Source organism: Actinoplanes awajinensis subsp. mycoplanecinus, assembly GCF_001509495.1.
Lineage (GTDB): Bacteria > Actinomycetota > Actinomycetes > Mycobacteriales > Micromonosporaceae > Actinoplanes > Actinoplanes palleronii.
This window is the reverse complement of sequence record NZ_LLZH01000309.1, coordinates 21840-40515: the sequence shown is the minus strand read 5'-3', so window position 1 is coordinate 40515 and position 18676 is coordinate 21840. Positions and strand designations below refer to the sequence as shown.

The window sequence follows — 18676 nt, the reverse complement described above, 5'->3', positions numbered from 1 at the left end:
GTTTCCCCCCCGCTCGCACTGCACCGGAAAGGCAGGCACTCGTGACCAGCTCCGTCGACGGCCTCGTCAGTGGTCTCAGCACCTCCTCGATGATCAGCTCCCTGATGCAGGTCGAGGCGGTTCCGCAGACCAAACTCAAGACCAAGGTCGCGACCGCGCAGACCGCGGTGACCTCGTACCTCTCGGTGAACACCAAGATCAAGGCCACGAAGGTGGCGGCCGAGTCGGTGGCCGACCTCGCCTCGTGGCGGTCCCTCAAGGTCACCTCCAGCTCGTCGACGGTCAGCGCGACCGCGACCGGTGGACTGGGCGGCATGGCCGGCATCGCCAAGTTCGACGTCACCTCGGTGGCCCGGAACCAGAGCACGGTGCTCAAGCTGGCCGACACCACCGCCGAGCAGGCGCTGCCGGCGAGCTTCGACATCCAGCCGGGCACCTGGAGCCCGGACGCCGACGCCGACGGTGTCGACGAGTTCACCCCGGTCGGCAACCCGGTGACCATCACCGTCCCGGAGCCCCGTACCGCCGCGAAGCTCACCTCGGCGGTCAACTCGGCCGCGATGGGGATCCGCGCCATGGTGGTCAACACGTCCGGCACCGAGGGCGTGATCCAGTTCAGCGGGCAGAAGAGCGGCTCGGCCAACGGCTTCCAGATCTCCGGGCTGGACGGCTTCGGCACGGCCGGCGCCAGCCCGACCACCACGTCCGCCAAGGATGCCGTGCTGACCATGAACCCGGGCACCGCGTCCGCGTACACGGTGACCAGCGCGACGAACACGTTCAGCGCGCTGATGCCGGGCGTGACCCTGACCGTGGCGAAGGAGGAGCAGGGTGTCACGGTCGACGCGACCACCGACACCAGCGCCATCTCCGGCAAGTTCCAGGCCCTCGTCGACGCGGCCAACGCGGCGCTGGCCGAGATCACCAGCCAGACCGCATACGACATCGACACCAAGACCGGCTCGCCGCTGACCGGTGACTTCACCGTCCGGCAGATGAAGCAGACGATGCTCAGCCAGGTCAGCAACGGGCTTTCCTACACCAAGTCGACCACCGACTCCAACGGCGTCGCGACGAACACCACTGTGGACTTCGGCTCGCTCAGCAAGCTCGGCATCTCGCTGACCAAGGAGGGCACCTTCGCCTTCAAGGAGGCGGACTTCAACAAGGCGTACCTCGCCGACCCGGCGAGTGTCCAGGAGGCCGGCATCGCCTTCGGCGCCAAGGTGAAGGAACTCTCCAACACCCAGGCCAAGGCGGTCACCGGCGTGATCACCGGCCGGAAGAGCGAGATCCAGACGCTCACCGACCAGATCGAGAACTGGGACGTACGCCTGGCCGCCAAGAAGGTGGCGCTGCAGAAGCAGTACACCGCGCTGGAGACCTCGCTCGGCAGCTTGAAGAACCAGTCGAGCTGGCTCTCCGGCCAGCTCGCCGGCTTGGGCTGATCCGCACCCGTTGCACCGACGACGCACCATCCCGCCGCCGGCTCTGCCCGAGGAGACATATGAGCGCGACCAACCTTCGTGACCGGTACCTCCAGGACTCGGTCAACACGGCCTCCCCCGCGAAGCTGCTGACCATGCTCTACGACCGCCTGATCCTCGACCTGCAGCACGGCGAGGACGCACTGAACAAAGACGATCGGGAACTGGCCAACGACAAGCTGAACCACGCTCAGGAGATCGTCCTCGAGCTGCGGATCTCGCTCAACGTGGAGGCCTGGGACGGCGCGCCCGGACTGGCGAACCTGTACGGCTTCATCCTCACCGAACTGATCGGCGCGAACATCTCCCGGAGCCCGGAGCGGGTGGCCGGCTGCCGCAAGCTGATCGAACCGCTGCGCGACGCGTGGCGCGAGGCCGCAGTCGCGGCAGCGGCGGGTTGATCGGGCCATGACCACGGACTGGCGGGGTGCCTGGACAACCGCGCTCGACGAGCTGGAGATGGACGTCTCGGCGGTCGAGGCGATGCTCGCCGACGAGCACCGGCACGCCGACACCCCGCCGGCCGACATCTGGAAGCCGCCGACCGAGCTGGGCGCGCTGCCGCTGGACCTGCGGCCGCGCGCCGACGGGATCCTCACCCGGCAACTGGCCGCGGCCGAGGAGATCGCCCGGCGGCTGACCGCGAACCGGCAGCAGGCCAAGATGACCTCCCGGATCGAGACCGGCGAGGCGATCAAGCGCCCGATCTACCTCGACTGCGCGATGTGACCGCAGCGGTGCCGACAACGACAAGGTGACGAGCACAAACGTCCCGGAACCCCGGCCAGGGGGTCCGGGATGTTCGCGTGTGCAACCTCTCAGCAACCGTCTCGCGCTCAGCCGATCACCGGACTCGCCGAACTGCATGGTACGAGCACGGATTGCTCAACCGACAGCCATGGATCGGCGACAAGACGGACTGATCAGGGAGCTGCAACGTGTTCGAAGACGTCACTTCGTCCGCACTGCGCGTCGCTGTCACCGGCCTGTCGGCCCGGCAGACCGCCATTGCCAGCAACATCGCGAACGTCGAGACCCCGGGCTACAAAGCTCGTAAGGTCAAATTCGAGGAGGCCCTTCAGGGCGCCGTCTCCCGGGGTGAATCGCCGGCCGGGGTGTCACCGAGCGTGCTGACGTCGCTCGAACCCACCCGGCTCAACGGCAACAACGTCAACCTCGACGAGGAGACGCTGCAGCACATCGACACCACGATGCGCTACCAGCTCACCCTGCGGGCCGTCGACAGCAAGTACGGCCTGCTGCGCGACGCCATCAAGGGAGCCTGAGGATGAGCATCTTCAATGCCATCGGGGTCGCGGGCACCGGCGTGACGGTCTACCGCAAGTGGCTGGACGCGGTCTCCGACAACATCGCGAACATGAACAACACCAGCCGTACCTCCGAGAACGCGTTCCAGGCCCGCTTCGTGCAGGCCCGGTCCGCGCAGGACGGCAACGGCGCCGAGGTGGCCGGCGTGTCGTTCGGCAGCGCCGAGGGAGTCCTGGCCTACGAGCCCGACAACCCGCTCGCCGACGCACAGGGTTACGTCCGCCGGCCGGACATCGACATGGGCAGCCAGATGGCCCAGATGATGATGGCTCAGCGCTCCTACCAGGCGAACCTCTCGGTCGTCGACCGGGCGCGGGACGCCTACGCGGCCGCTATCAACCTCGGGAAGTAATCATGACAGCGATCAATCCCATCGGCGGGATCTCCGGCTTCAGCGGCATCAGTGGCCTCTCCGGCGCCTCCGGGCTGTCCGGCGCCTCCGGCATGTCCGGCCTCTCCGGTGACCTGGACTTCGCCGAGGCGGCCAAGACCCCGAGCCCCAACACCGACTTCGCCCGGATGCTCTCCAAGGGTCTGGAGAGCGTGCAGGCGTCGCAGGACAAGGCGAACGACCTCGGAATCCAGGTCGCCAACGGGACGCTGCAGGACCCGGCCCAGTACACGATGGCCTCCACCGAGGCGTCCCTCGGCCTGCAGATGACCCTCGCCGTCCGGAACAAGGCCGTCGAGGCTTTCCAAGAAATCATGAGGATGCAGGCCTGACATGACTGACCGCCTTCCCGCACCGGTACGCCGCATCACGGACACCTTCAAGTCCTTCACGCCGGGACAGAAGGCTGTCACGATTTTCGCGGTCCTCGCCATCCTCGTCGGTGGCTACTTCTTCGCGACCTGGGCGGCCAAGCCGTCGTACGCGATCCTCTTCAACAACCTGTCCACGAAGGACGCCAGCGCCATCGTCGAGTCCCTCGACAAGGCCGGCACCTCGTACGAGCTGGCGAACGAGGGACAGACGATCATGGTGCCGCGTGACCAGGTGAATGCCCTGCGACTCCAGCTCTCCGGCGAGGGCCTGCCCAACGACGAGGGCACCGGGTACTCGCTGCTGGACCAGCAGGGCATCACCACCAGCGACTTCATGCAGCACGCGAACTACCAGCGGGCCATGGAGGGCGAACTCGCCAAGACCATCAAGTCGATCGACGGCGTCGAGGCGGCCACCGTGCACCTGGTGATGCCGCAGAAGGACGTCTTCGCCGACAGCGACGCCAAGCCGACCGCGTCGGTGCTCGTCGCCTCGAAGTCGACGAGCCCGCTCAGCACCGACCAGGTGCAGGCGATCGTGCACCTGGTCGCGTCGAGCGTCGAAGGGCTGGATCCGACCCAGGTGACGGTGGCCGGCGCCGACGGCAAGATCCTCTCCACCGGCGGCGGGGCCTCGGTGGCGACCGGCGGGGACAGCGGCTCCGAGTCGCAGACCGTCGAGTTCCAGAACCGGATGAACTCCTCCCTGCAGAGCATGCTGGACCGGCTGGTCGGCCCCGGGCACGCGGTCGTCACCACGACCGCCGACCTGGACTTCGACCAGACCGAGACGCGCAGCAAGACGTACAGCTCGGACCCGTCCCTCCCGTCGCTCTCCGAGACCAGCAGCTCCGAGACGTACAGCGGGAGCGGCACCGGCAACGGCGGCGTGCTCGGCCCGGACAACATCCAGGTGCCGAACGGCGCCGGCTCCAACGGCCAGTACGCGAACAAGAACGAGGCCCGCAACAACGCCCTCAACGAGGTGCAGGAGGTCCGCCGCAAGGCACCGGGCAGCATCCGGCGGCTGAACGTGGCGGTGCTGCTGGACAGCACCACCGCGGCCTCGGTGGACCCGACCCAGGTGCAGCAGCTGGTCAGCTCGGCGGCCGGGATCGACGCCACCCGCGGCGACACGATCGCGGTGAGCGCCATGCCGTTCGACAACTCCGCGGCCCAGGCGGCCCGGGACGAGCTGGCGGCCTCGGCGGCCCTGGACAAGCAGAACAAGCAGATCACCCTGATCAAGACGGCCGCGCTCGCCTTCGTGGTGCTGATGCTGATCTTCCTGGCCTGGCGGGCCAGCCGGCGTGCCAAGCGGCGCCAGCAGCTCACCGCCGAGGAGAAGGCGCACCTGGAGGAGATGCAGGCCGCGCTGGACGCGCAGCGGCAGGCCGAGCTGGAGGCCACCCACGCCATGCACGCCGCCGGGATGATCGAGAGCGGTTCCGGGTTCATCCCGGAGGAGATCAACGAGGCCCGCGAGGAACGGCACCGCGAGATCGAATCGATGGTCAAGGAGAAACCGGACGAGATGGCCACCCTGCTGCGCGGCTGGATGGCCGCCGACGCGACGCACCACTGACCCCCCAGGTAGCCCCCGCAGGCAAGACGGTTCGAGGAGTACGCGTTGACCACACCCGCGCTCACCACGCTCTCCATGACGGGCGTACGCAAGGCCGCGATAATGCTGGTCCAGTTCGGCAAGGAACAATCCGCGCAGGTGCTGGCGGGAATGACCGAGAAAGAGGTCGAGATGCTCTCCGCGGAGGTCGCGCGGCTGGGCAAACTCGATCCGGTCCAGGTCGACGACGTGATGGACGAGTTCTACGCCATGGCGACCACCCGGTACGCCGGTTCCGGCGGCATGGACTACGCCCGTGAGCTGCTGGAGGCGTCGCTCGGCAAGGAGCGGGCGGCGCTGATCCTGGACCGCCTCGAAGCGTCGATGAACGACATCCCGTTCAACTTCCTCAGCAACGCCGACCCCCGGCAGCTGCTCTCCTACGTGCAGTACGAGCACCCGCAGACGATCGCGCTGGTGCTCGCGCACATCCCGGCCGGCCTGGCCTCGTCGATCCTGGCCGGCCTCCCGCTCGAGGTGCAGACCGAGGTCGCGCACCGGATCGCGATCATGGACCGCACCTCGCCGGACATCATCCGGCAGGTGGAGAGCGCGTTGCAGCGCAAGCTCTCCAGCGTGCTGCAGCCCGACGAGCTCTCCACGGTCGGTGGCCTGCAGCCGCTCGTCGAGATCATCAACCGCGCCGACCGGACCACCGAGCGGCTCATCCTGGAGGCCCTGGACGCCCGCAGCCCGGAGCTGGCCGAGGAGATCCGCCGCCGGATGTTCATGTTCGAGGACGTGGTGAACCTCGAGGACCGCGCGGTCCAGCTGATCCTGCGCCAGGTGGAACCGGCCGACCTGGCCACCGCCCTCAAGGGTGTGCCGGAGAACGTCCGGGACAAGGTCACCAAGAACCTCTCCGAGCGCGGCCGGGAGAACCTGCTCGAGGAGATGGACCTGCTCGGCCCGGTCAAGGTCAAGATGGTCGAGGAATCCCAAGCGAAGATCGTCAGTGTCATCCGCACCCTGGAGGACTCCGGGCAGATCGAGATCCAGCGTGGCGGCGATGTTGATGAGCTCATCGCCTGACGGGCCGGTGATCCGCGGGGCGGAGGCGATCGGCGCGACCGCCGCCCGCTTCTCCACCGACCTGCGCCGGCCGGATCCGAACAGCCCGAAGGTCCTGGAGGAGGCCCGGCAGCAGGCCCGGACCACCGGGTACGCCGAGGGCTGGTCCCAGGGCAAGCGCGACGCCGTGGCCGCCGCCGAGGCCGCCGCGTCCCGGGCGCTGGTCAGCGAGGACCAGCACGAGCAGCGCCGGTCGGCGGCGCTCGCACACGCCGTGAACGCGCTCGGCCGGGCCATCACCGAGCTGGAGAACCAGCTCATGCCGACCTTCACCGAGCTGCAGGAGCTCGTGCTGGCCAGCGCGTTCGAGCTGGCCGAGGCGATCGTCGGGCGGTCCCTGCTGGACGACCCGGAACGCGGCCCGGACGCGCTGCGCCGGGCGATGACCGCGGCCCCCGAGCACGGCGACATGACGGTGCGCCTGCACCCGGACGACCTCCGGACCCTGGCCGGCGACACCGGCGGCGCGTACGACTACCAGGGCCGGAAGATCACCTTGCGCGCCGATCCCAGCCTCCGTCCCGGCGACGCGATCGCCGAGACCGGCACCGCGACCGTCGACGCGACCATCGCGGCGGCGGTCGCCCGGACCCGCGAGGCCCTGCGGATCTGAGTCCGCACCCGGCTCGCTGGCATGAGAGGCAGGGCATGACCGACGTCTTCCACCACCGCATGCAGAGTGCCGTCGCGGCGGCCCGGCCCCGGGTCAGCGGGCGGGTCACCGGCGCGGTCGGGCTCCGGGTCACGGTCAGCGGGATCGAGGCCCGCGTCGGTGACCTGCTGCGGATCGGCACCGGGCCGGACGCGGTGCTCGCCGAGGTCGCGGCCCTGGACGGGCAGCAGCTGTCCTGCCTGCCGCTGGGCCCGATCGCCGGGCTGGGCACCGGCACGCCGGCGATGAACACCGGTGGCCCGCTGCGCATCTCGGTCGGCCCGGACCTGCGCGGCCGCATCCTGGACGGCCTCGGCCGCCCGATGGACGGCGGCCCGCCACTGCGCGGCGAACTGGTCGGCATCGACTCCGCCCCACCGTCCGCGATGGAGCGCCAGCTCGTCGACAAGCCGATGTCACTGGGCGTACGGGTCCTGGACACCCTGGTCCCGTGCGGACGCGGCCAGCGGATCGGCATCTTCGCCGGCTCCGGCGTCGGCAAGTCCACCCTGATGAGCATGATCACCCGGGGCACCTCGGCGGAGCTGAACGTGGTCGCCCTGGTCGGTGAGCGCGGCCGGGAGGTCCGCGAGTTCATCGAGCACGACCTGGGCAAGGAGGGGCTGGCCCGCTCGGTCGTGGTGATCGCCACCTCGGACGCGCCACCGCTGGTCCGGCTCCGGGCCGGCGCGGTCGCCACCCGGATCGCCGAGTACTACCGGGACGAGGGCGCCGACGTCCTGCTGATGATGGACAGCGTGACCCGGGCGGCGATGGCCCAGCGCGAGGTCGGCCTCTCGGTCGGTGAGCCGCCGGCCACCCGCGGGTACCCGCCGTCGGTCTTCGCCATGCTCGCCTCGCTGCTGGAGCGGGCCGGTCCGGGCGCCCGGGGCAGCATCACCGGGCTCTACACGGTGCTGGTCGAGGGTGACGACCACAACGAGCCGATCGCCGACGCGGCCCGCTCGATCCTGGACGGGCACATCGTGCTGGACCGCAAGCTCGCCACCGCCGGCCACTTCCCCAGCATCCAGGCGCTCGACTCGATCTCCCGGGTGTCCAACCGGATCACCAGCCGGGAGCAGCGCGCGGACGCCACCGAGCTGCGCCGCCTGATGGCCGCGCACCGCGAGGTCCGCGAGCTCGTCGAGATCGGCGCGTACGTGCCGGGCACCAACCCGGAGGCCGACCGCGCCAACGCGGCGTGGGGCCAGATCAGCGCGTTCCTGCAGCAGGACCTGGACGAGCGGGTCACCGCCGACGACGCGTGGGCCGCGTTGCGCGCCCTGATCGCCACGACCTAGCGATTGGTGGTGCTTCGTCCGTTAAGAGACGCCGCAGGCAGCGGACTCGTTGCGGGTTGGGTGCAGGGCCTCAGACGATCTCCGACCGGGCCGAAGCGGTGAGGTGAGGGCTCCATCCGCCCGCTAGGAGGCTGACGTGAACCGCATGTTCCGACTCTCCCCGGTGCTGCGCGCGCGCAAGGCGCAGGAGGACGGCGCCCGCGGCGCGGTGATCCAGTCGCGTGCCGACGTCCGGGACGCCCAGGCGCTGGTCAAGCGCCGGCATCTGGACCTGGTCGGCCAGGACGCGCCGTCCGAGGGCTCGGCCCGGGCCATGGTGGCCGCGCTGGTGGCCCGGCAGTCGCTGGCCGCCGGCCTGTTCGACGCGCAGCGGATGGTCACCGACGCCGAGGAGGTCGAGCGGGAGAAGGTGGCCGCCCTGACCGACGCGGCGAAGCGGCGCCGCGCGGTGGAGATGATGTCCGAGCGGCACGCCGCCCTGGTCAAGGCACACGACCTGCGTACCGACCAGGCCAACCTCGACGAGCTCGCGGTGACCTCGAAGGCCCGCAACGCGGCGCGCGGCGTCAAGGACACCTGACCCGCCGGGCAACTACCGATCCCGCCCGTCGCCCGCCGAGAAAGAACCCGTCGCCCGCCGAGAAAGAACGGGAGCGAAGCATGAGCCTTGGTGTCGGTGGTGTCCTGTCCCGCGTCGCCGAGCTGCAGGATCAGCTCGGCCTGACCCCGCCGCCCGCGGCGGCCGACGCGTCGTCCGGCGACAAGTTCAAGTCGGCGCTGGCCAAGGCCGCTGGGCCGGGCAAGGGCTCCGGCGCGGCCGCCGGACCGGCCGGCGGCGACGTGGTCGCCGCGGCCCGCAAATATCTGGGTACGCCGTACGTCTTCGGCGGCACCGACCCGAAGAAGGGCCTGGACTGCTCCGGGCTGGTCCAGCAGGTCTACGAGGACCTCGGCGTGAAGCTGCCGCGCACCTCGTGGCAGCAGGCCACCGCGGGCCGGCCGGTGGCCAGCCTGTCCGACGCCAAGCCCGGTGACGTGCTGGCCTTCGACTCGCCGGTGGACCACGTGGCGATCTACATCGGCGACAACAAGATGATCGCCGCGCCGAAGCCGGGCGACCACGTGAAGATCCAGTCGGTGTACGAGAAGCCGACACACATCCGCCGGATCATCGACGACGTGCCGCCCGCCGCGGTGCAGGACATGTCGGCGCTGCGCCCGGCCGGTCTGCGCGGGGCGGCGAGCGGCGCCGGGCTGGCCGGTGTGCCGTACGCGGACCTGTTCCTCAAGGCCGGCGCGAAGCACGACGTCCCACCGAAGCTGCTGGCCGCGGTCGCCAAGGTGGAGTCCGGGTACAACCCGAAGGCGGTGAGCCCGGCCGGCGCGCGCGGCATGATGCAGCTGATGCCGGGCACCGCGAAGGGCCTCGGCGTGGACGATCCGTTCGACCCGGCGCAGGCCGTGGACGGCGCCGCGAAGATGCTCAAGGGCTTGCTGAAGGAGTTCAAGTCGGTGCCGTTGGCCCTGGCCGCGTACAACGCGGGTGGCGGCGCGGTGCGCAAGTACGGCGGGATCCCGCCGTTCGGTGAGACCCAGGCGTACGTGCCGAAAGTGCAGAAGGCGCTGGCCGCGCTCGGCGGCTGAGTCCTGGCGAAAGACCCACCGCACCACCGGATCAGTGAGGAGCGGCATCATCATGTCGAGTTCCGTGACGGGCCCGGAGCACCGGCCCGCTGTCGAGACCACCCGCCGGCGGGGTGCGCGGCGTGACGACGGCGCGGACTTCGGGTCGGCGCTCTCCGCCGAGCTGGGCCGGGCCACCGCCGACCCGGCCACGAACCGCGCGGCCACCGATCGGGCGGCCGGCAGCCGTGCCGCCGACCGGGCCGACGCCGACCGGGTGGCCGCCGAACGTGGCGCGTCCGAACGCGGCACCGCCGAACGCACGGCTTCGGACCGTGCGGGCTCCGATCGGGCCTCGTCCGACCGGGCCGCCCAGCGCGCCGCCGACCAGCGCGCCGCGAGCCGGGACGAGGCCGGCCGGGTCACCGCCGAGCGGGCCGCCGCGGACCGCGCCGCCGCCAAGGTCGCCACCAACCGGGCCGCCACCCGCCGGGCCGCCGCTGCCGACCGGGCCGCGGCCGACCGGGCCGGCCGAGCCGGCGAGCGTCCCGACGACACCGGACGCGCCGAGGACACCGTCCGGCCCGTGCCGCGTGCGAAGGCCAAGGCCGCCGCCGCCCCGGAGCCCGGCACGAAGGCCGTGGCGGACGCCGGCCAGGCCAAGCCCGCCGACCCGGCGGTTGTCCCCACGGAGGTGGCAGCGTCCACACCGGATCCGGCCCTGCCGACGGCCCCGACAGCCCCGACGGCCACCGCCGCCATCGGTCAGCCCGGCGTCGGCCCGGCCACTCCGACCGAAACCGCACAGCCTGGCACCGATCAGCCCGCGACCGGGCTCACCCCGGTCACCGGCCCGGTGCCGGCCGGAGCGACGGTGGCCGCCGCCGTCGCGGGTGCCGCGCCGCCCGCGCCCCCGACCGGCACCGACACGCCGGGTGTCCAGCCCGGCGCCACCGCCGCCCGGTCCGGCGCCACCGCCCAGCCCGGGGCAGCCGCTCTGCCCGGGGCAGCCGCCCAGCCCGGGGCAGCCGCCCTGCCCGGCGCCACCGCCCTGCCCGGGGCAACCGCCCCGCCCGGGGCCGCTGTCGCCGCGGCCGGCGCCACCCCGGCCCGCCCGGCCTGGCTCGCCGCCGCGACCGCCACCGCCAAGGCCGGCACCGAGGAGACCGGCACCGGACCGGCCACGGCGCCGGGCACCGAGGCCACTCCCGGCACGCCCGCCGAGGCCGTCGCGGCGCCGGCGCCCGGCGAGGCCGCTCCGGACGCGAGACCGGACACCGGTGACGGTTCGCCGGGCGGGAACGGGCAGCCGGGGGCGGAGTCCCGTACACCGGAAACCGCACCGGCGACCGCGGCCGCACCGCCCGCCGCGACCACCGCGGTCCCGGCGGCACCACCCGCCGAGACCGGCCTTCCGCCCGGCGCCGCCCTGCCCGGAGTGACCGGCCCGCAGGCCACCGCACCGGCCGCACCGGCCGCACCGACGGCACCGGCCGAGAACTCGACACCGATCCCGGTCGCGCCCCCGGCCGAGCAGATCGCGATGCGGATCGCGCCGCTGCGGCTGGACGCCGACGGGGTGCACCGGCTCACCGTGAACCTGCACCCGGTCGACCTCGGCCCGGTCCAGGTGGTCGCGGAGATCCGCAACGGCGACATCACCGTGCAGCTCACCGGTGGCACCGAGGCCGGCACCGAGGCGATCCGCTCGGCCCTCGACGATCTGCGCCAAGAGCTGCAGGACTCCGGGTTCGGCAACTGCACGCTCGACCTGCGCCAGGGCAGTCCGCAGGAGCAGGCGCGGCAGCAGTTCGAGGCGTCCGGCGGCTTCGGCCGGCGCGGCGGCGGGACCGGCGGGAACGCCGACCTCCCGGTCGAGCCGGCCCCGGTGACCACCCGCCGGGTCGCCGCACCCGGCCGGATCGACATCCAGGCCTAGCCTGGTCCGAGCACGACAGCGGCGCCGGTCCTCGATGAGGGCCGGCGCCGCTGTGAGATGCACTGATAGCTCTTCCCCAAGGCACCAGTGCGGGGGTGTCACGCCGAACGTTCGGTACCCATCGGCTTGGCCGCGGTCGCCGGTGTCTCCTCGGTGATGCCGTACCCCGAGGTGACGAAGCGGAACGCGGCGATCAGGACCGCCGCGATCGGCACCGCGATCAGGAACCGGATCAACACCTGGGTGAACTCGATCTGGTCGAACAGCAGCCGGTACCAGGCCGGCAGGCTGAGCAGCAGAGCGAATCCCAGGACCGACGGTCGGATCATCGGCGGGGCGTGCGAGTACCCCGCCGGGCCATCGCGGCCACCGGCATCACCTCAGCGGCGATCCGGGCGCACAGCATCGCGGCCCAGGCGTGCGGAGTGGCCGGCTTGCCGTCCAGCGAGAAGATCGGCACGTCCAAGCCGAGCACCGACGCCGGGTCCGAGGTCAGCTCCACGCTGTGCACCATGAGCGCCTCCACCTCACCGAGATTGCGCAGGTGGCGTGCGGTGTCGGCGGTCTTGCGGGTGGCGTCGACGACGGCCCAGAGCGCGGTGGCGCCGAGCGCGTCACACATCTCGTTGACCCAGAACTCGTCGGTGCCGCCGACCGGCGCGTCGATCACCACGACCCACGCGTGGTCGGCCGACTGCAGCTTGTCGGAGCGTGACTCGGCCACGTCCCGGCTGGAGATCAGCCGTGACGAGTGCAGCCCGGTGCCGGCCGTGGACGGCGCCGCCAGCAGCAGGTGGGTGTGGTCCACGTGGATCTGCTCGAGCAGCTGCTTGGCGATCGGCACCGCCGTGTGCACCTCACCGGCGAGCACCAGGATCTCGCCGGGGCCGTCCGGGATGCCCGGCGCGGCCGGACGGGACGCGAGCACCCCGAGCACACCGGCGTAGGTGTCGCCGCCGGTGATCTGGCGGGCCATCTCCTCGGGCATCCCGACCGTGATCAGGTTGGTCTGCACCGCGTCGAGGTCGCTGCTGGTCCGCCGGGGCGCCGTCTTCGGCGTGATCGGCGGTGCCGGTGCCGCGGCGGCCACCGGTGCCGGGGAGACCGGGATCGGCTCGTCGCCGGGCAGGCCGTACACCTCGGCGGCGGACCGGAGCGGCGCGGTCGGCCCGGGAGTCTGGAACGCGGCCCGGGGCGGCGCCGCGGTCGGCTCGGTGGTCCGGATCGGCGCCGCGGCGGTGGTCTGCGGCACGGCCCGGCGCGCCGGTGACACCGTCGCCGCACCGGCCGGCGAGACCGGCGCCGAGGGCGGTGGTGCCGGTCGTCCGCCGGGCCGGCCGGGCAGCGCGGCCGGCAGGCTGGGTCGCCCGCCGACGTTGACCGGTGGCTCGTTCGCGGTGGCCGGCGTGAACGCGCGCACCGCCGCGTCGGCCGGTTGGCGGACCCGGTGACCGGGTCGCTGTGTCTCGCCGAGGTGGCTCGCCACGTCGAGTCCGGCCATCAGTTCCGCAAACGCGGTACCGGTGTCCCCCATCCCCGCCTCCCTGCTGTCCTGCTTGGTGAGAGCTTCCGGTCGAGCCAGCCGATCGCCGAGTCCGTTGCCGGGGCTCAGCCCGGGCCCGGGGCCCAGTCGTGGTGCCGACGGCCGGGCCGGCGCCGGCTCGCCGGTGAACCGGTCCCGGGACTCGGCCTGTTCGAGCAGCCGCTCCAACGGGTTCGCGCCGCTACCGGCGACTGTCTGTTGCGCCATGTCCTCACTGTCCTCTTGTGCGTCCGGTACCTCGACGGAGAGCTCGTAGTGCTGCTTCGCGAAGAAGCCTCCGAGACCACCGCTTCGTACCTTGTCGGCGGAGATGATCCGGACGCGCGAGCCGTACTCGTCACGTACCTGAGCCAGTAACGGCTCGATGGCCGGTCCCTCAAGCAGCACCCGCGTAGGCACCGTTCACCACCCCTATCGTCTCGATCTGTGCGGTGGAACCAGAGATCTCGCTGTACGACAGCACCTGCACCCGGCGGGAGCCGGCACGCAGCAGTCGCATCAGCGGCAACCGCAGTTGTGGCGAGCACGCCAGGACCGGGTTGAGGCCCTGTTGCTCGGCGGCCTCGGCGAGCCGGCTGGCCTCGCTGACGATCGCCTCGGCACGCATGCCGTCGATCGCCATGAAGGCGCCGGTCTCACTGGGCCGGAGAGACTCGAGCAGACTCTGCTCGAGCATCGGGTCAAGCGTGATCACGGTCAGCCGGCCGGCGGTCGCGTACTGGGCGGCGATGGCCGGACCCAGTGCGTTGCGCGCGGCCTCGATCAGGCCGTCGTGATCCTGGGAGAGTTTGGCCCGCAGCGACAGCGACTCGAAGATCCGGACCAGGTCGCGGATCGGCACACCCTCGTCGAGCATCGCCTGCAGCACCTTCTGGATCTGGCCGAGGCTGAGCAGCCCCGGGGTCAGCTCCTCGACCACCACCGGGTGGGTGCGCTTGACCATTTCGGATAGTGCGCGCACGTCCTCCCGGCCGAGCAGCCGGCTGGCGTTGTTCCGGACCACCTCGGCGAGGTGCGTGATGATCACCGACGCCCGGTCGACGACCGTCGCTCCGGAGAGCTCGGCCTGGTAGTGCAGTTCGGCCGGCACCCACTTGCCGGCCAGGCCGAACACCGGTTCGACACCGGCCCGGCCGGGCAGCGCCTGTAGCCCCTCACCGATCGCCAGCACGGTTCCGGGTGGCGCCTGTCCGGTGCCGGCGTCGACACCGGAGATCCGGATCGCGTACGACGACAGCGGCAGGTCCAGGTCGTCCCGGGTACGCACCGGCGGCATGATCACCCCGAGTTCGAGGGCCATCTTGCGCCGCAGCGCGCGCACCCGGTCGAGCAGGTCGCCGCTGTTCACGTCGACCAGGTCGACCAGGTCCGGTGCCAGGGCCAGCTCCAGCGGGTCGATCCGCATCTCGCCGAGCAGTTGCTCGGGCGAGTCCGCGGCGGGCATCTCGACCGCCTCGACGACCGGCAGGTCCTCGTCCGGCACGGTCTCCTTGACCCGTTGCGCGATCACCAGCACCGCCACCCCGACCACCAGGAACGGGATCTTCGGCAGCCCCGGTATCACGCAGAGGGCGAGGGCCGCGGCGCCGCCGATGCGCAGCGCCAGCTTGTTCTGGCCGAGCTGGGCGGTGACGCTCTGACCCATGTCCCCGGAGGTCGCCGACCGGGTCACGATCAGGCCGGTGGCCACCGAGAGCAGCAGCGCGGGCACCTGGGAGACCAGGCCGTCGCCGATGCTCAGCATGCTGAACTGGTTCATCGAGTCGGTCGGCGACAGGCCGTGTTGCAGGATCCCGACCGCGAACCCGCCGATCAGGTTGATCAGGGTGATGATGATGGCCGCGACGGCGTCGCCCTTGACGAACTTGGAGCCACCGTCCATCGCGCCGTAGAACTCGGCCTCGGCGGCCACCTCGGCCCGGCGCTTCTTCGCGGCGGACTCGTCGATCAGGCCGGCGTTCAGGTCGGCGTCGATCGCCATCTGCTTGCCGGGCATCGCGTCGAGGGTGAACCGGGCGCCGACCTCGGCGACCCGCTCGGCACCCTTGGTCACCACGATCATCTGCACGATCACCAGGATCGAGAAGATCACCAGGCCGATGACCAGGTTGCCACCGACCACGAAGCTGCCGAACGCGTGGATCACCTTGCCGGCGTCGCCGTCGCGCAGCACCAGCCGGGTGGCGCTGATGTTCAGGGCCAGCCGGAACAGCGTCATCACCAGCAGCAGCGCCGGGAACACCGCGAAGTCCAGGGGCTTCTCGACGAACATGCTGGTCAGCAGCACCAGCAGGGCCACCGTGATGTTGAAAGCGATCAGCAGGTCCAGCAGGAAGGTCGGCAGGGGGACGACCATCATGATGATGATGCCGATGACCCCGATGGGGACGGCGAGTCTGCTGATGCTCGGCTTCTTCACGACACCTTCCAGGCATGGGCAGTCCGATGGCCATCCGGGCCCAGTCGTCGCCGTCCTGGCGTCGTTCTGTTCGGCGTTCCGTCGCCATCACTGAGACCCTTGTGGCACCGCCACGCCCCGATCCTCCCCGGTAACCGCCCCCGATGTGAGGAAATCTCCCGAATTCCGGTTACGTCATTGCTGGGGTGGGGTTCGGATTGCGGTGCACACCAGCCGCCGACCCCCGTGCCTTCAGGCTCATCACGAACGCCAGCACCCTGGCCACCGCGCCGAAGAACTCGGCCGGGATCTCCTGGCCCACCTCGCAGCTCGCGTTGAGGGCCCGGGCCAGTGCCACGTCCTGCACCATCGGCACCCGGTTGTCGTTGGCCAGCTGCCGGATCTTGGCGGCCACCGGGCCCTTGCCCATCGCGACCACCTTCGGAGCGCCCTTCTCCGGCTCGTAGCGCAGCGCGACCGCCACGTGCACCGGGTTGACCACCACCACGTCCGCGGTCGGCACGTCGGCCATCTGGCGGTTGCGCGACATGGCCATCTGCCGGGCCCGGATCTGCGCCTTGATCAGCGGGTCACCCTCGGCGTTCTTGTTCTCCTGCTTGACTTCCTCCTTGCTCATCCGCAGTTGCTTCTGGGTACGCCGGCGCACCACGAAGTAGTCCGCACCGGCCATCGCGATACCGGCCAGCGCCGCGGCCCGGATCAGCGCCAGCGCGGCGTCGGAGACGATGCCCAGCAGCGCGGCGAGCGGCAGCCGACCGGCGGTCAGCAGCTTCGGGACGATGTCCTTCATCGTCATGTACAGCACGCCGGCCAGCACCAGGGTCTTGAACAGCGACTTGGTGAGCTCCCAGACCGCCTGCCCGCCGACTATCCGCTTCAGGCCGGTGAACGGGTTGAGCCGGTTGAACTTGGGGACGAACAGCTTGGTGGCGACCCGGATGCCGCCCTGCGCGCCGGCCGCGGCGACACCGACCGCCATCATGGTCATCGCCAGTGGCAGCACCGCCCAACCCGCACTGAACAGGCCGTCCTTGAGGATGCCCAGGCACTTGGCCGGATCCGGATGGACGATGATGTCCGGGATCTTGCCGACCAGGTCCTCGGCGTGCTCCATCGCCTTGCGCAGGGTGCGCGGCAGCATCACGCTGGCGGCCAGCATCCCGAACCAGGCGCCGAGGTCCGGCGTACGCCCGATCTGGCCCTCTTGTTTGGCCTTCTTGAGCTTCTGTTGAGTCGGTTGTTCGGTTTTCTCGCCGGACATCTCCACCTCCTCCCATCAACGGGCGGCCCGGCGGCAGTCAGCCGCCGCTGAGCTGGACCACCGCGCTGACCGCCCGTTCGACGAGGGTGTGCAGCGCGCCGGGGAGCATCCCGATGGCCAGCCCGGAGAGGGTGACCACCAGGAAGATCTTGATCGGGAAGCCGAGCTGGAACGCGTTCAGCGCGGGCGCCACCCGGTTCAGCAGGCCGAGCGACACGTCGGCGAGGAACAGCACGCAGATCAGCGGCCCGGCGATCTGCAGCGCCGACAGGAACATCTCGCCGATCCCGCTGACCAGCAGCTTGGTGAACGTCTCGACGGAGAACGTGGTGTCCAGCGGCAGCGTCTTGAAGCTCTGCAGGAAGCCGCGCAGGATCAGCTGATGCCCGTCGCTGGCGAACAGCAGGGTGATCGCGATCAGGTTGTAGAACCGGCCGAAGACCGCGTTCTGGCTCATCCCCAGCGGGTCGTACGCCATCGCCAGGGTGAACCCGCCGAACAGGTCGAGCAGGTCACCGGCGGCCTGCAGGGCGGCGAACAGCAGCGCCGTGACGAAACCCAGCCCGACACCGACGAAAACCTGCATGATCACGCTGAAGATCAGTGCGGGGGTCTCCATCGACGGGACGGTGTCCCGCAGGTACGGCGTCATCGGCAGGGTCAGCCCCACCGAGAGCAGCGCCTTCACCGGCCCGGGGATCAGCCGCGAGTTGAACGGCGGGCAGACCGCCATCCACGCGCCGGTCCGGCACGCGCCCAGCAGGAGCGCCATCAGCTCGGCGATCGGGACGTCGAAGTTCATAACCGGTACGAGCCGACCAGTGCCGTGATGATCAGCCCCCACCCGTTGACCAGCACGAACAGCAGCAGCTTGAACGGCAGCGCGATGGTCACCGGTGGCAGCATCATCATGCCCAGCGACATCAGCGACGCGGAGACCACCATGTCGATGATCAGGAACGGGATGAAGATGACGAAGCCGATGATGAACGCGGCCCGCAGCTCGGAGAGCACGAACGCGGGCACCAGCGTGGTCAGCGGCACGGCGTCCCGGTTCGCCGGTTTGGCCTGGTCGGACACCTTGATCAGCAGGGCCAGCTCGTCCTCGCGGGTGGTCTTCCACATGAACTCACGCAACGGCTTGATGCCGTCGTTGAACGCCTGGGCCTGCGTCTTGTCGCCCTTCAGATAGGGCTGCACGCCCACGTCGTTCATCGCGGAGACGGTCGGGCCCATGATGAACAGGCTCAAGAACAGCGCCAACCCGGCGATCACCTGGTTGGGCGGCAGGGTGGTCAGGCCCATCGCGTTGCGGGTGATCCCGAGAACCATGAAGACCTTGGTGAAACACGTGCAGAGCAGCAGCAGCGCCGGCGCCACCGAGAGCATGGTCAGACCGAGAACGATCACCAGGCTGGAGGCCGGGCGGCTGCCGTCCGGGTTCGTACCGTTGATGTTGAGGTTGATGCTCGGCGGCGAGGTCTTCGGTGCCTGCGGCACCCGCGGCAGTTCCGGTGGTCGTTCCGCCGCCGGGTGGGCGGGCGCCTGCGGCGCTTGCTGGGGTACGTCCATGAGCGCGCGATCCGCAGCCCCCGCCGCGACCTCCGCCCCGGGCTGACCGGGTGCGGCGGACACCGGCGTGGGTAACGCGAGAGCCAG

19 protein-coding genes are annotated in these 18676 nt (G+C 70.8%); 13 read left to right on the top strand and 6 right to left on the bottom strand.

Annotated features, from left to right (window positions below):
• Positions 1-41 precede the first annotated feature (41 nt).
• The 13 genes from fliD (at position 42) to ADL15_RS39275 (ending at position 11794) form a co-directional block, all read left to right on the top strand.
• Positions 42-1448: a flagellar filament capping protein FliD gene (fliD, locus tag ADL15_RS39335; RefSeq protein WP_067702731.1), complete on the top strand. Its 1407-nt coding sequence runs from the start codon at positions 42-44 to the stop codon at positions 1446-1448.
• A 59-nt stretch (positions 1449-1507) separates the two neighbouring features.
• Complete coding sequence (gene fliS / locus ADL15_RS39330; RefSeq protein WP_067702728.1) at positions 1508-1888, top strand: flagellar export chaperone FliS; 381 nt, start codon at positions 1508-1510, stop codon at positions 1886-1888.
• A gap of 7 nt (positions 1889-1895) precedes the next feature.
• Entirely contained in the window at positions 1896-2216 is a 321-nt protein-coding gene (locus ADL15_RS39325; RefSeq protein ID WP_067702724.1) for a hypothetical protein, read from the top strand.
• Between the two features lie 209 nt (positions 2217-2425).
• Entirely contained in the window at positions 2426-2773 is a 348-nt protein-coding gene (locus ADL15_RS39320; RefSeq protein WP_067702720.1) for a flagellar basal body rod protein FlgB, read from the top strand.
• Between the two features lie 2 nt (positions 2774-2775).
• Complete coding sequence (locus ADL15_RS39315; RefSeq protein ID WP_067702717.1) at positions 2776-3168, top strand: flagellar basal body rod protein FlgC; 393 nt, start codon at positions 2776-2778, stop codon at positions 3166-3168.
• A 2-nt stretch (positions 3169-3170) separates the two neighbouring features.
• Entirely contained in the window at positions 3171-3539 is a 369-nt protein-coding gene (fliE, locus tag ADL15_RS39310) for a flagellar hook-basal body complex protein FliE (protein ID WP_067702714.1), read from the top strand.
• A 1-nt stretch (position 3540) separates the two neighbouring features.
• Complete coding sequence (fliF, locus tag ADL15_RS39305; RefSeq protein WP_067702711.1) at positions 3541-5166, top strand: flagellar basal-body MS-ring/collar protein FliF; 1626 nt, start codon at positions 3541-3543, stop codon at positions 5164-5166.
• A 45-nt stretch (positions 5167-5211) separates the two neighbouring features.
• A complete protein-coding gene (fliG, locus tag ADL15_RS39300) occupies positions 5212-6237 on the top strand; it encodes a flagellar motor switch protein FliG (protein WP_067702708.1) in 1026 nt (341 codons plus the stop codon).
• Positions 6221-6889: a FliH/SctL family protein gene (locus ADL15_RS39295; protein WP_083972312.1), complete on the top strand. Its 669-nt coding sequence runs from the start codon at positions 6221-6223 to the stop codon at positions 6887-6889. The genes fliG and ADL15_RS39295 overlap by 17 nt, the downstream gene beginning before the upstream one ends.
• Positions 6890-6924: 35 nt before the next feature.
• Entirely contained in the window at positions 6925-8232 is a 1308-nt protein-coding gene (locus tag ADL15_RS39290; RefSeq protein WP_067702703.1) for a FliI/YscN family ATPase, read from the top strand.
• Between the two features lie 145 nt (positions 8233-8377).
• A complete protein-coding gene (locus ADL15_RS39285; RefSeq protein WP_232344834.1) occupies positions 8378-8812 on the top strand; it encodes a cell envelope biogenesis protein TolA in 435 nt (144 codons plus the stop codon).
• An 80-nt stretch (positions 8813-8892) separates the two neighbouring features.
• Positions 8893-9876 carry a transglycosylase SLT domain-containing protein gene (locus tag ADL15_RS39280; RefSeq protein ID WP_067702697.1) on the top strand — a complete coding sequence of 328 codons (984 nt, stop codon included), beginning with the start codon at positions 8893-8895 and terminating at the stop codon, positions 9874-9876.
• Between the two features lie 52 nt (positions 9877-9928).
• Positions 9929-11794 carry a flagellar hook-length control protein FliK gene (locus ADL15_RS39275; RefSeq protein WP_067702694.1) on the top strand — a complete coding sequence of 622 codons (1866 nt, stop codon included), beginning with the start codon at positions 9929-9931 and terminating at the stop codon, positions 11792-11794.
• A gap of 98 nt (positions 11795-11892) precedes the next feature.
• Here ADL15_RS39275 and ADL15_RS39270 read toward each other — a convergent pair whose 3' ends face one another.
• From ADL15_RS39270 to fliP, 6 genes are all read right to left on the bottom strand, one after another.
• Positions 11893-12123, bottom strand: coding sequence for a hypothetical protein (locus ADL15_RS39270; RefSeq protein ID WP_067702691.1), 231 nt, complete (start codon positions 12121-12123; stop codon positions 11893-11895).
• A complete protein-coding gene (locus tag ADL15_RS39265) occupies positions 12120-13724 on the bottom strand; it encodes a hypothetical protein (RefSeq protein WP_232344831.1) in 1605 nt (534 codons plus the stop codon). Before ADL15_RS39265 ends, ADL15_RS39270 begins: the two co-directional genes overlap by 4 nt.
• Complete coding sequence (locus tag ADL15_RS39260) at positions 13714-15756, bottom strand: flagellar biosynthesis protein FlhA (RefSeq protein WP_067702685.1); 2043 nt, start codon at positions 15754-15756, stop codon at positions 13714-13716. The genes ADL15_RS39265 and ADL15_RS39260 overlap by 11 nt, the downstream gene beginning before the upstream one ends.
• A 169-nt stretch (positions 15757-15925) precedes the next feature.
• Positions 15926-17017 (bottom strand): EscU/YscU/HrcU family type III secretion system export apparatus switch protein, encoded by a 1092-nt coding sequence (locus ADL15_RS39255; RefSeq protein WP_067702793.1) that lies wholly within the window; start codon positions 17015-17017, stop codon positions 15926-15928.
• A gap of 37 nt (positions 17018-17054) precedes the next feature.
• The gene (locus ADL15_RS39250; RefSeq protein WP_067702682.1) at positions 17055-17819 is read right to left on the bottom strand and encodes a flagellar biosynthetic protein FliR; all 765 of its coding nucleotides are present in this window, start codon (positions 17817-17819) and stop codon (positions 17055-17057) included.
• Positions 17816-18589, bottom strand: coding sequence for a flagellar type III secretion system pore protein FliP (gene fliP / locus ADL15_RS39245; protein WP_232344830.1), 774 nt, complete (start codon positions 18587-18589; stop codon positions 17816-17818). Before fliP ends, ADL15_RS39250 begins: the two co-directional genes overlap by 4 nt.
• Between the last annotated feature and the right edge of the window lie 87 nt (positions 18590-18676).